This window comes from Pseudomonas sp. NFACC24-1, from assembly GCF_900115235.1.
GTDB classification, from domain to species: Bacteria; Pseudomonadota; Gammaproteobacteria; order Pseudomonadales; family Pseudomonadaceae; genus Aquipseudomonas; species Aquipseudomonas fluorescens_AA.
On the sequence record NZ_FOVS01000003.1, the window covers coordinates 13,789 to 26,599 of the forward strand.

At 63.1% G+C, this 12,811-nt stretch carries 11 protein-coding genes; 7 read left to right on the plus strand and 4 right to left on the minus strand.

Annotated features, from left to right (window positions below; all coding sequences use genetic code 11):
• Window positions 1-20: 20 nt before the first annotated feature.
• Both BM317_RS04190 and BM317_RS04195 read right to left on the minus strand, forming a co-directional pair.
• Window positions 21-1,406, minus strand: coding sequence for a sensor histidine kinase (locus tag BM317_RS04190; protein ID WP_092171861.1), 1,386 nt, complete (start codon window positions 1,404-1,406; stop codon window positions 21-23).
• Window positions 1,384-2,067 carry a response regulator transcription factor gene (locus tag BM317_RS04195; RefSeq protein WP_039592999.1) on the minus strand — a complete coding sequence of 228 codons (684 nt, stop codon included), beginning with the start codon at window positions 2,065-2,067 and terminating at the stop codon, window positions 1,384-1,386. Before BM317_RS04195 ends, BM317_RS04190 begins: the two co-directional genes overlap by 23 nt.
• A 276-nt stretch (window positions 2,068-2,343) precedes the next feature.
• Between BM317_RS04195 and hcnA the strand changes: the two genes are divergently transcribed.
• From hcnA to hcnC, 3 genes are read left to right on the plus strand one after another with little or no spacing between them, the layout of a single operon-like run.
• A complete protein-coding gene (hcnA, locus tag BM317_RS04205; RefSeq protein WP_072404983.1) occupies window positions 2,344-2,667 on the plus strand; it encodes a cyanide-forming glycine dehydrogenase subunit HcnA in 324 nt (107 codons plus the stop codon).
• A complete protein-coding gene (gene hcnB / locus BM317_RS04210; protein WP_092473184.1) occupies window positions 2,664-4,073 on the plus strand; it encodes a cyanide-forming glycine dehydrogenase subunit HcnB in 1,410 nt (469 codons plus the stop codon). The genes hcnA and hcnB overlap by 4 nt, the downstream gene beginning before the upstream one ends.
• Window positions 4,066-5,325 carry a cyanide-forming glycine dehydrogenase subunit HcnC gene (gene hcnC / locus BM317_RS04215; protein ID WP_092473186.1) on the plus strand — a complete coding sequence of 420 codons (1,260 nt, stop codon included), beginning with the start codon at window positions 4,066-4,068 and terminating at the stop codon, window positions 5,323-5,325. The genes hcnB and hcnC overlap by 8 nt, the downstream gene beginning before the upstream one ends.
• 224 nt (window positions 5,326-5,549) lie before the next feature.
• Here hcnC and BM317_RS04220 read toward each other — a convergent pair whose 3' ends face one another.
• Both BM317_RS04220 and BM317_RS04225 read right to left on the minus strand, forming a co-directional pair.
• Window positions 5,550-6,161, minus strand: coding sequence for a glutathione S-transferase (locus BM317_RS04220; protein ID WP_092171844.1), 612 nt, complete (start codon window positions 6,159-6,161; stop codon window positions 5,550-5,552).
• Window positions 6,162-6,190: 29 nt separating this feature from the next.
• The gene (locus BM317_RS04225) at window positions 6,191-7,114 is read right to left on the minus strand and encodes a MurR/RpiR family transcriptional regulator (RefSeq protein ID WP_003202885.1); all 924 of its coding nucleotides are present in this window, start codon (window positions 7,112-7,114) and stop codon (window positions 6,191-6,193) included.
• Window positions 7,115-7,427: 313 nt separating this feature from the next.
• Here BM317_RS04225 and iolC point away from each other — a divergent pair, with 313 nt between their 5' ends.
• The 4 genes from iolC (at window position 7,428) to BM317_RS04245 (ending at window position 12,803) form a co-directional block, all read left to right on the plus strand.
• The gene (gene iolC / locus BM317_RS04230; RefSeq protein WP_092171840.1) at window positions 7,428-9,365 is read left to right on the plus strand and encodes a bifunctional 5-dehydro-2-deoxygluconokinase/5-dehydro-2-deoxyphosphogluconate aldolase; all 1,938 of its coding nucleotides are present in this window, start codon (window positions 7,428-7,430) and stop codon (window positions 9,363-9,365) included.
• A 208-nt stretch (window positions 9,366-9,573) separates the two neighbouring features.
• A complete protein-coding gene (gene iolE, locus BM317_RS04235) occupies window positions 9,574-10,464 on the plus strand; it encodes a myo-inosose-2 dehydratase (protein ID WP_092473188.1) in 891 nt (296 codons plus the stop codon).
• Window positions 10,461-11,270, plus strand: a complete 810-nt coding sequence (gene iolB, locus BM317_RS04240; protein WP_092171832.1) for a 5-deoxy-glucuronate isomerase — start codon at window positions 10,461-10,463, stop codon at window positions 11,268-11,270. The genes iolE and iolB overlap by 4 nt, the downstream gene beginning before the upstream one ends.
• Window positions 11,271-11,300: 30 nt before the next feature.
• The gene (locus tag BM317_RS04245; protein ID WP_092473190.1) at window positions 11,301-12,803 is read left to right on the plus strand and encodes a CoA-acylating methylmalonate-semialdehyde dehydrogenase; all 1,503 of its coding nucleotides are present in this window, start codon (window positions 11,301-11,303) and stop codon (window positions 12,801-12,803) included.
• The last annotated feature ends 8 nt before the right edge of the window (window positions 12,804-12,811 follow it).

Here is a 12,811-nt window from a genome sequence, read left to right on the forward strand (position 1 = left end):
GCTGAGGGGATGTGGTTTCCCTACAACAACGCCCCCCGGCAATCGAGCACCAGCCGCGCGCCACCGTGTTCGCTGCTGCCCACCTCCAACGTAAAACCGTGCAGATTGACAATCGCTGCGACGATGGACAGGCCCAGGCCGAATCCGCCGTGCTGGCTGCTGCCCTCTGCGCGGTAGAAACGGCGGAACACCGCCTTGCGCTCCGCCTCGGGAATGCCCGGGCCGGAGTCGAGCACTTCGATGCGGGTGCTGTCGCCTTGGTCGACCCCACGCAGGATCACGGTGCCCCCTGGCGGGGTGAACTTGATGGAGTTGCTCAGCAGGTTCGACACCGCCTCGAACAGCAAGGCCCGGTCGCCGTTGAGCAGGGGCAGGGCGTCGGGCGCCTCCAGGATGAAGGTCAGTTCGCCTTCCTCGGCCAGGGGCAGGTAAAAATCATGCAGCTCCTGCAATAACTGCAACGGATCGAGGCGTACGAAGCCCGAGCGCCGTTGCTGGTCTTCCAGTTCGGAAATCCGCAACAAACCACGAAACCGCGCCATCAGGGTGTCGGTCTCGGCGATTACCTGGTCCATCTGCAAGGCCTCGGGGGAGCCGTCCGGCGCTTGCTGCTGGATGCGATAAAGCTGGGCACGCAGGCGCGTCAGCGGGGTGCGCAGGTCGTGGGCGATGTTGTCGCACACGCCCTTGACCTCATTCATCAGGCGTTCGATGCGTTCGAGCATGGCATTGACGATCGCCGCCAGCATGTCCAGCTCATCGCGCCGGCTCGACAGCGGCAGGCGATGGGTCAGGTCGCCGGCGACGATGGCTTCGGCGCTGGCCTGCAACTGGCGAATCCGTCGTAGCGGTCGGCGGCGCAGCAGGTGCCAGCCAGCGATGCCCGGCAGGATGGTCAGCGATACGCCCCAGAACAGCGCGTGCAAGATGATCCGTGTGACCGCGAACAGCGAGCCGTTGTCCCGCGCCAGGATCAGCCAGCGGCCGTCCTGGGTCCGGGTCGCCACCGCGTCGCAGCTATCGGAAGGCACGCCCGGATCATCGGAATCGACGCAGCCGCCAAGCATGTGGATCCTGCCGTCAAGGGGCAGGTCGGCAGGCACGCGCAGGATCGGCCCGCTCAAATGGCGCAGTTGCGCATCGAACAGCCCGTAGGCGTCGACACCGCGCTCGTCCAGCGTCAGGCTGGCCATGAGCGCATCTTCCAGTTGGTCGCCGTGGATCCGGGCGAACAGGTGCTGGCGCTGCATCAGGGAGTGTTTGGCCAGGCTGTCGAGGTAGCCAAACACTTCGTAATACATCACCCCCATCAGGATCGCGCTCCAGATCACGAACAGCGAGCTGTACAGCGCCAGCAGGCGGCTGCTGGAGGAGCGCCAGCCCTTAGCGGGGTTCAGCAATGACATAGCCGGAACCCCGTACCGTGCGAATCAGCGGTTCCAGGCCCGGCGGGTCGATTTTCTTGCGCAGGCGGCCAATGTGGACGTCGATCAGGTTGGTGCCGGGGTCGAAGTGATAGCCCCAGACTTCCTCGAAAATCATCATGCGCGAGAGGATTTGCCCACTGTTGCGCATCAGGAATTCCAGCAACTTGTATTCGGTGGGCAACAGGCTCAGCAGTTGCCCGTTGCGGCTGGCTTCGCGGCTGATCAGGTTCAGCTCCAGGTCGGCTACCCGCAGTACGGTTTCCGGCTCGCGGGCGCCATTGTTGCGCCGCAGCAGCACTTCGACCCGGGCGGCCATTTCGTCGGTGGCGAACGGCTTGGTCAGGTAATCGTCGCCGCCGGCCCGCAGGCCGCGCACGCGTTCATCCACATCGGACAGGGCGCTGATCATCAGGATCGGTGTGGCCACGCCCATGGTGCGCAGCGTGGTGACGATCACCAGGCCGTCGAGCTCAGGCAGCATGCGGTCCAGCGTGATCAAGTCGTAGTCGCCGCTGACCGCCCGTTCCAGGCCTTCGCGGCCGTTGTCGACCCAATCGACGTCCAGGCCGTTGCGGGTCAGCTCGGCAACGATTTCACGGGCGGTCACGGCGTCGTCTTCGATGGTCAGGATGCGGTTCATGGGCGGTACCGTGTAGGGAAGTTGGAGCGATTGCACAGCATTCTGCCAAAAATTACCTGTCGGCTTTCTGAAAAAAAGTTCATGGACCGGCACGCCGATTCGCTGGCCTGGATCAACACTTGGTCACAAATTATCCCTAACATGAATTTCGCGCGCACTATCATGTTGCGTCTGTTGCCCCGCTTCGGTGCGCCGTTGCCGGGTACCGACGCGAACCGGTGGATGTGTGCCGCAAGGAGCCGAAACTTCACTGAACCTTCAAGGAAGAGCAGCATGATGCAACCTCAAGACGTTCTACGTCGAACATTCGATATCCAGCCGTTGACCCGCGCCGATATGACGGTGCGCCTGGACGGGCAAGCCGTCAACGCCGCCCACGGGGAAACCGTCCTCACCGTCATCCAGTCCCTGGGGCAACGCCAGGTCGCCCGCAACGACCACGACCAGATCAGCGGCGCCTACTGCGGCATGGGCGTGTGCCAATGCTGCCTGGTCAAGATCGACGGCCGCCACAAGCGCCGCGCCTGCCAGACCCTGGTGCGCCCTGGCATGCAGATCGAAACCCGGGCCAACCGCATGACCGAAACGGAGGCGCCATGAGCCTCGATCCGGTGATTGTCGGCGGTGGGCCGGCGGGCATGGCTGCGGCCATCGAGCTGGCCACCCACGGGGTGCGTTGCACCTTGCTCGAAGAGGCGCCGCGCCTCGGCGGCGTCGTGTACCGCGGGCCGCTGCGCGATGGCGTCAGCCTGGATTACCTGGGGCCGCGCTACAGCGAAGCCCTGGAAAAACTCCACGGAGAATACCAGCGCCATGCCGGGTTGATCGATGTGCGATTGGGCAACCGTGTCATCGGTGCCGAAGGCTTCCGGGCGTTGATGCTGCTGGATGCCGACGAGCGCCTGGGGGAGGTCGCCTATTCCCATCTGGTCCTGGCGGCCGGTTGTCACGAACGCAGCGTGCCGTTTCCTGGCTGGACGCTACCGGGGGTGATGATGCTCGGGGGCCTGCAATTGCAGATCAAGAGCGGCGTGGTCCGGCCGCCGAGCCCGGTGGTGATCGCCGGCACGGGGCCGTTGCTGCCGCTGGTGGCCTGCCAGTTGCACGCTTCGGGCGTAGCGGTGGCGGGTGTCTTCGAAGCCTGTGGGTTCGGCCGGATCGCCAAGGAAAGCCTGGCGTTGCTGAACAAGCCGCAGTTGTTCCTCGACGGCCTGAGCATGCTGGCCTACCTCAAGCTCAATCGCATTCCCGTGCGTTATGGCTGGGGCGTGGTGCAGGCTGATGGCGAGGGTGAGTTGAGCCACGTCACCGTCGCGCCTTATTCCGCGACCTGGGAACCGGACCTCAAACGCGCCGAACAGGTGCCGGCCCAGACCCTGGCGGTGGGCTACGGGTTTATCCCGCGGACTCAATTGAGCCAGCAGATGGGCCTGGAGCACGGTTTCAGCGAGGACGGCTATTTGCGGGCCGTGTCCGATGCCTGGCAACAAAGCAGCGAAGCGCACATTCACCTGGCCGGCGACATGGGCGGGATCCGTGGCGGTGAAGCGGCCATGCTCAGCGGGCGCATCGCGGCGTTGTCGATCCTCATGCAACGCAACGTGCTGGATCCGTCCACGGCCCTGGCCCACCGGGAGCGTTACCAGGCGCAACTGGCGCGGATCATTCGCTTTCGCGCCGCCGTGGATCGCTACACCCGGCGTGGTGCCGGGCAAACCGCGTTGCCTGCCGCCGACACGGTGATCTGCCGCTGCGAGCACGCCACCCGCGCCGACATCGACCGGGCGCTGGAGCAAGGCGTGCAAGACATGGCCAGCCTGAAGATGCGCACCCGCGTGAGCATGGGCGATTGCCAGGGGCGGATGTGCGTCGGCTACTGCAGTGACCGCTTGTGCGAAGCCACCGGGCGTGCCGACGTGGGTTGGCTGCGGCCGCGTTTCCCCATCGATCCGATTCCCTTTTCAGCGTTCCAGAACGCCGGCACGGAGGCCGTTTCCCATGATTAAGGACTACGATGTGGTCATCGCCGGTGGCGGTGTGATCGGGGCCTCGTGTGCCTATCAACTGTCCAAGCGCAAGCATCTGAAGATCGCCCTGATCGATGCCAAGCGCCCCGGCAACGCGACCCGCGCCTCGGCGGGTGGGCTGTGGGCCATCGGTGAGTCGGTGGGCCTGGGTTGCGGGGTGATCTTCTTTCGCATGATGTCGGCCAACCGCAAGCGTCAGACCCAGGGCGCCGCCGTGGCGGTGGATGCCAGCACGCCGCACATCCTGCCGCAGTCGTTCTTCGAGTTCGCATTGCAGTCCAATGCGATGTACCCGCAGTTGCACCGGGAATTGATCGACCGCCACGGTATGGATTTCAAGTTCGAGGAGACCGGGCTCAAGTTCGTGATCTACGACGACGAAGACCGTTTGTACGCCGAGCACATCGTCGCCTGCATTCCCCACCTGGCAGACCAGGTACGCTGGCTTGACCAGGCGGCCTTGCGCGAGGCAGAGCCGAATGTGAGCCATGAGGCCCTGGGCGCCCTGGAGTTTCTCTGCGATCACCAGCTCAGCCCGTTCCGCCTGGCCGACGCCTACACCGAAGGCGCCCGGCAGAACGGCGTCGACCTGTTCTTCAACACCAACGTGACCGAAGTGTTGCGCAGCGGCACGCGGGTGACCGGGGTGCAAACCGCCGAGGCGGGGACTTTCCACTGCCGGACCCTGATCAACGCGGCCGGCGCCTGGGCGGCGGACCTGAGCGAGCAGGCCACCGGCGTGCGGATTCCGGTCAAGCCGGTCAAGGGCCAGATCCTGCTGACCGAACGCATGCCGAAAATCCTCAATGGCTGCCTGACCACCAGCGACTGCTATGTGGCGCAGAAAGACAACGGTGAAATCCTCATCGGCAGCACCACCGAAGACAAAGGTTTCGACGTGACCACGACTTATCCGGAGATCGAAGGGCTGGTGCAAGGCGCGGTGCGCTGTATTCCGCAGTTGGTCGACATCAACCTGAAACGAACCTGGGCCGGCCTGCGCCCGGGCTCGCCCGATGAACTACCGATCCTGGGACCGATGCGCGGGGTGGAAGGCTATCTCAACGCGTGCGGGCATTTCCGCACCGGCATCCTGACCTCGGCCATCACCGGCGTGTTGCTGGACAAACTGGTGAACAACGAGCCCTTGCCGCTGGACATCACGCCATTCCTGGCGGACCGCTTCGAGGTGGCGCCGGTGGTAAAGCCAAAGGAAATGGAGCTGGCCTGAGCAAATCCTGTGTGGGGTCTGTGATCAATACATATCCCGCAGTCAACCGAAAACAAACTGTGGAGTTGTGGTGAGTGCATATCCCGCAGACATCCGGGAACAAACTGTGGGAGCGAGCTTGCTCGCGATGGCGTCAGGTCAGTCAGTATCCATGTTGACTGGTACACCGCTATCGCGAGCAAGCTCGCTCCCACAGGGATCCAGGGTGGATCGGAACCCTGCGCTTATTCCATCGGGGTGCTGACAAACGCCTCCAGCCCTTCGGCATAGGCGGTGAACGCGCTGATCGATGGGAATGACTTGCCCTGCACCTGGTCCGACACCACCAGGTGGGTGAAGCTCCAGGCCACTGCCAAGGTGATGCCCGCCTGATCGAGTGTGCCATCGGTGGCCAGTGGCTGTTTCGCCAGTTCCTGTTCGAGCATGCCATAGGCCGCCGCCAGTTGGCCTTCCACACGTTCGACCCAGGGGGCGTGTTGGATTTCTGTCGGCCGCAGGTTGCGTTCGTAGTAGATCTGCACCGACTTCTCGCACGCCGCCAGGGCCAGGCCGATCAGGCGCAGTGTGCGCAGCCGTTGCCCACTGTCGACCGGCATCAGGCTTTTTCCCGGCGCGGCCAAGGCCTCGAGGTAGTCGATGATCAACGTTGAATCCATCAGCACGTTGCCATCGTCCAGCACCAGGGTCGGGGCCTTGACCACCGGGTTGATGCGCTGGAACCGTTCGAAATGCCTGAACACCGAAACGGACTCGTGTTCCAGGGCAACCCCCAGGCACTTGGCGGAAATGGCGACACGTCGCACGTAGGGCGAGTCCAGCATGCCGATCAGTTTCATGACGTCTCCTTCAGGAAATCTTGCGGGCGTTAATCCTCGAACCCGACCTGTTCATGGATCTCATCGACCTTGAGTTCCAGCCGGTAAGCCACGGCGATGAACAACGCCTGGCACAGGCACAACGTGGCGCTCAACGAACGAAAGGCGAACGAACTGCCTTCGTTCACCAGCAACACTGCGTTGGCCCGCTTGGCCAGGGGCGAGAGGTTGCTGTCGGTGATGATCAGGGTCTTGGCTTGGTGATGCTGGGCAATGCGCAGGCAGTGCTGGGTTTCCTTGCCGTAGGGCGTAAAGCTGATGGCGATGACCAGGTCGTTGGCCCGCACACTGCGCATCTGCTCGCGGTAGCTGCCCCCCAGGCCGGATACCAGGTGAATGCGTTTGTTGGTGTGTTGCAGGTTGTAGACCAGGTAATCGGCGACCGCGAACGAGCGGCGTACGCCCACCACGTAGATATTGTCGGCATTGACCACCAGGTCCACGGCCTTTTCGAACGCCTGGTCGTCCAGCTCCAACCCCAGGCGCTCGATGCCCGACAGGGTCGCATTGACGCACTCACGGGCCAGGTCGCCGCCGCTGGCTTTCTGCGACTTGTTGGCGATCATGCTGCGGATGCGCTGCTGATAGTTCTGCACCGGCGTGGTCTTGTGGGTGTAGGCCTCGCGGAACAACGCCTGCATTTCGCTGAACCCGCTGAAGCCGAAGCGCTGGGAAAACCTGACGATGGCCGAGGGGTGCACTTCGCATTCCCGGGCGATGTCACTGATGCGGTCGACCATGATCCGGTCGCTCTGCTGGCTCATGTAGCTGGCGATGCGCTTGAGCTGACGCGGCAGGCTTTCGTATTCGTCGGTGATCAGTTGCAGCAGGCGCTCGGCATTGATCGGTGGGCTCGGGAGGGCGGGTTCGGACGCGCTCTCGGACGGCGCCGGCAGATCATCGGGGCGGGTCATAGAAAATCCTTCTGGCTTGTTCTTATAGGGCGGCCCGAAAAAAGGCCGGCCCTCGACAATAGGTTGGCTGCTCGCAGTCTACAGCGTAGGCGCAGGGAAAATCATGGGCGGACAAATGTTGCAGCAGATGCTGAAACGATGCACTGCGTCTGGTTCGCTTTGGTTGTGGTGAGTTGGAAAAAATATTCCACATAAAAAATTTATAGAATAATTATTGATTATTGCGCGCTGCTCGTTTTAGTCTGCATTCACCAACAGCGTTGGCGCCGGTGTCGGCGACAAGCGCAGGCTGATAAAAATAACAGGAGCCAGCATGGGCCAGACTCGTTTTGCCAGTGGGCGTCAATTGGATGTGATTTGCCTGGGACGCCTGGGCGTCGACCTCTACGCGCAGCAAGTCGGCGCGCGCCTGGAAGATGTTTCGAGCTTCGCCAAATACCTTGGCGGTTCCTCGGCCAACATCGCGTTCGGCACGGCGCGCCTGGGCCTCAGGTCGGCGATGTTGAGCCGGGTAGGCGATGACCACATGGGCCGCTTCCTGGTGGAGTCCCTGGCCCGCGAAGGCTGCGATGTCAGTGGCATCAAGGTCGATCCCGAACGCCTGACGGCCATGGTCCTGCTGGGGATCAAGGACCGGGAAACCTTTCCCCTGGTGTTCTACCGGGAAAACTGCGCCGACATGGCGTTGCGCGCCGAAGACATCGACGAAACCTTCATTGCTTCCAGCAAGGCGTTGCTGATCACCGGCACGCATTTCTCCACCGACGGCGTCTACAAGGCCAGTATCCAGGCGCTGGACTATGCGCAAAAACATCAGGTCAAGCGAGTCCTCGACATCGATTACCGGCCAGTGCTTTGGGGCTTGGCGGGCAAGGCCGATGGGGAAACGCGGTTTGTGGCCGACCAGAAAGTCAGCCAGCACGTGCAGAGCATCCTGCCGCGTTTCGATCTGATCGTCGGCACCGAAGAAGAATTTCTCATCGCCGGCGGCAGTGAAGATCTGCTGACCGCGCTGCGTACCGTACGCTCGCTGACGGCGGCGACCTTGGTGGTCAAGCTAGGCCCCCAGGGTTGCACGGTGATCCATGGTGCCATTCCGGCCCGGCTCGAAGACGGCGCCATTTACCCTGGCGTGCGGGTCGAAGTCTTGAATGTACTGGGCGCCGGCGATGCGTTCATGTCCGGATTTCTCGCCGGCTGGCTGGAGGATGCCAGCGATGAACGCTGCTGCCAGTTGGCCAATGCCTGCGGTGGGTTGGTGGTGTCGCGCCATGCCTGCGCCCCGGCAATGCCGACCCGGGCCGAACTCGACTATTTGTTCGACAGCCCGGTGCCCATCACCCGGCCGGACCAGGATGTCGTGCTGCAACGCCTGCATCAGGTCAGCGTGCCCCGCAAGACCTGGAAACAGCTGTTCATCTTCGCCTTCGACCATCGCGGACAACTGGTGGAGCTGGCCCAGAAGGGCGGCCGCGCGTTGAGCAGCATCGGCGAACTCAAGCAACTGTTCATCCAGGCGGTGGCGCGGGTCGAAGCCGACCTGCGGCACCAGGGCATCGAGGCTGATGTCGGTCTGCTGGCCGACCAGCGCTTTGGCCAGGATTCGCTGAACGCTGCCACTGGCCGCGGCTGGTGGGTGGCACGGCCGGTGGAAGTGCAGGGTTCGCGGCCACTGGCTTTCGAACACGGGCGCTCCATTGGCAGCAACCTGATCGCCTGGCCCCAGGAGCAGATCATCAAGTGCCTGGTGCAATTTCACCCGGACGACGAACCGCTGCTGCGCCTGGAGCAAGAGGCGCAATTGATGGGGTTGTACAAGGCCTCCCAGGCCAGCGGTCATGAATTGCTGCTGGAAGTCATTCCGCCCAAGGATCATCCATCACCGCACCCGGATGTGCTCTATCGCGCCCTCAAGCGCCTCTACAACCTGGGCATCTTTCCGGCGTGGTGGAAGATCGAAGCCCAGGGCGCGGATGAGTGGCAGCAGCTCGATGAGCTGATCCAACAGCGCGACCCGTATTGCCGTGGCGTGGTGCTGCTGGGCCTCAACGCCCCGGCCGCCGCGTTGGCCGAAGGGTTTCGCCAGGCCAGCCAGAGCAGCACTTGCCGCGGTTTTGCCGTGGGCCGCACGATCTTCCAGGAACCGAGCCGGGCCTGGCTGGCCGGGGAAATCGATGATGAAACGCTGATCCAACAGGTGCAGGGCCGGTTTGTGGAGCTGATCGAGGCCTGGCGTGCTGCGCGGGCGTGATGGCGTTACAAGGCCTTTGTGGCGAGGGGATTTATCCCCGTTGGGCTGCGAAGCGGCCCCAAACTCTGGCAACGCGGTGTGTCAGGCAATTTACATTCAGCCGTCAAGGGGCTGCTTCGCAGCCCAGCGGGGATAAATCCCCTCGCCACAGTGATGTATTCACAAATGGTTTTCGATATTCAGTTTGAGAACAATAAAAGGTGCAGCCATGCCCGCTATTCGAATTGGCATCAACCCGATTTCCTGGAGCAACGACGACTTGCCATCGCTGGGCGGCGAGACGCCGTTGAGTACCGCGCTGAGTGAAGGCAAAGCCATCGGCTACGAAGGCTTCGAGCTCAACGGCAAGTTCCCCAAGGACGCCAAGGGCGTCGGCGATGTGCTGCGGCCGTATGACCTGGCGCTGGTCTCCGGCTGGTATTCCAGTCGCCTGGCCCGGCGCTCGGCGGCGCAGGAGATCGACGCCATCGCCAGCCACGTCGAGCTGTTGGCGCAGAACGGCGCCAACGTACTGGTGTACGGCGAGGTCGCCGACTCCATTCAAGGCCAACGCATTCCATTGGTCGAGCGGCCGCGTTTTCACACCGACGAAGCCTGGCAAGCCTACGCTGACAAACTCACCGAACTGGCGCGCTTCACCTTGTCCCAAGGCGTGCGCCTGGCCTATCACCACCACATGGGCGCTTATGTCGAGTCACCCGCGGACATCGACAAATTGATGGCCCTGACCGGTAGCGAAGTGGGCCTGTTGTTCGATTCGGGTCACTGCTACATGGGCGGTGGCGAACCGTTGCAGGTGCTGCGTAAACACATCGAACGGATCTGCCATGTGCATTTCAAGGACGTGCGCAAGCCGGTGGTGCAACTGGCGCGCAATAACCTTTGGAGCTTCCCCGACTGCATCATCAACGGCACCTTCACCGTGCCGGGAGATGGTGACATCGACTTTGCCGCGTTGCTCGATGTGCTGCTGGCCGCCGACTACCAAGGCTGGCTGGTGGTGGAAGCCGAGCAGGATCCCGCCGTAGCGCCGAGTTATGCCTACGCCAAGAAGGGCTACGACACTCTGCGTGCCTTGCTGGAAAGGAGTGCGTCATGAGCCTGTTGATCAAGAGCCATCCCAGCGGCCGAACCATGGTCCAGTTGCCAGCGGGTGAGTTGGAATACGTCGGGTTCGCCGCCTACCGCCTGGGCCTGGGTGAAACCCTGCCGGTGGCCGCCGGGGACCAGGAGCTGTGCCTGGTGCTGCTCAGTGGTCGCATCAGTCTCAAGGGCGAAGCGCCGGGGCAGGGCGCCTTCGATTGGGACAACCTGGGTGATCGCCAGTCGGTGTTCGAGGACAAGTCACCCTATGCCGCTTACCTGCCACCGGGCAGCCAGGCCCAGGTCACTGCCCTGAGCGATGTGCAGGTGGCGGTGTGTGCCGCGCCAGGTTCGGCGCGTAACGAATACGGCCCACGGCTGATCCGCCCGGAGAGCATGAAACGCAGCGTGCGCGGCAAGGGCGCCAACACCCGTTATGTCTGCGACATCCTGCCGGACAGCGAACCGGCCCACTCGCTGCTGGTGGTGGAAGTGCGCACGCCGTCGGGACACTCCTCGAGTTACCCGCCACACAAGCACGACACCGACGACCTGCCACACCAGAGCTTTCTCGAAGAGACCTATTACCACCAGGTCAACCCGTCCCAAGGCTTCGTGTTCCAGCGGGTCTACACCGACGATCGCAGCATCGACCAGGCCATGGCGGTGGAAAACAGTGACCTGGTGGTGGTACCCAAGGGTTATCACCCGGTCAGTGTGCCCTACGGGTACGAGTCGTATTACCTGAACGTCATGGCCGGCCCGAAGCGGGTCTGGCAATTCCATAACGATCCGCAGCACAGCTGGCTGCTGGATCTCTGACCCCATACATACGCAGGGAGAACAAGAACAATGAGCGACGCCCCGGTAGTAGGCCATTACATCGACGGTCGAGTGCAGGCCAGCGACAACGCGCGCCTGAGCAATGTCTTCAACCCGGCCACCGGCGCGGTGCAGGCCCGGGTGGCCCTGGCCGAACCGGGCACTGTCGACGCGGCGGTGGCTTCGGCGCTGGCGGCGTTCCCGGGCTGGTCCGAGCAGTCGTCCCTGCGTCGTTCGCGGGTGATGTTCAAGTTCAAGGAATTGCTCGATCGGCATCACGACGAACTGGCGCAGATCATCAGCCGTGAACACGGCAAGGTGCTGTCCGACGCCCACGGTGAAGTCACCCGGGGCATCGAGATCGTCGAGTACGCCTGCGGTGCGCCGAACCTGCTCAAGACCGATTTCAGCGACAACATCGGTGGCGGCATCGACAACTGGAACCTGCGCCAGCCCCTGGGCGTATGCGCTGGGGTCACGCCGTTCAATTTCCCGGTGATGGTGCCGCTGTGGATGATTCCCCTGGCGCTGGTTGCCGGCAACTGCTTCATCCTCAAGCCTTCGGAGCGCGACCCGTCCGCCAGTTTGCTGATGGCCCGCTTGCTGACGGAAGCCGGCCTGCCGGATGGCGTGTTCAACGTCGTCCAAGGCGACAAGGTGGCGGTGGATGCGCTGTTGCAGCACCCGGACATCGAAGCGATTTCCTTTGTCGGCTCCACACCGATCGCTGAGTACATCCACCAGCAAGGCACGGCGCACGGCAAGCGTGTCCAGGCCCTGGGCGGGGCGAAGAACCACATGATCGTCATGCCCGATGCCGATCTCGACCAGGCCGCGGATGCGTTGATCGGGGCGGCCTACGGCTCGGCCGGCGAACGCTGCATGGCGATTTCCATCGCCGTGGCGGTGGGTGATGTGGGGGATGAATTGATTGCCAGACTGTTGCCCCGTATTGATCAACTGAAGATCGGCAACGGCCAGCAGCCCGGCACCGATATGGGGCCGCTGGTCACCGCCGAGCACAAGGCCAAGGTGGAAGGCTTCATCGACGCCGGCGTGGCCGAGGGCGCGCGCCTGATCGTCGATGGCCGTGGTTTCAAGGTGCCGGGGGCCGAGCAGGGGTTCTTTGTCGGGGCGACGCTGTTCGACCAGGTCACCGCTGAGATGAGCATCTACCAGCAAGAGATTTTCGGGCCGGTGCTGGGGATTGTCCGTGTGCCGGACTTCGCCACGGCGGTGGCGCTGATCAACGCCCATGAGTTCGGCAACGGCGTGTCGTGCTTCACCCGTGACGGTGGCATCGCCCGTGCGTTCGCCCGCAACATCAAGGTCGGCATGGTGGGCATCAATGTGCCGATCCCGGTGCCCATGGCCTGGCATTCCTTTGGCGGCTGGAAGCGTTCGCTGTTCGGTGATCACCATGCCTACGGCGAAGAAGGGCTGCGCTTCTACAGCCGCTACAAAAGCGTGATGCAACGCTGGCCCGACAGCATCGCCAAGGGGCCCGAGTTCAGCATGCCGACTGCTCAATAACCCGTTTT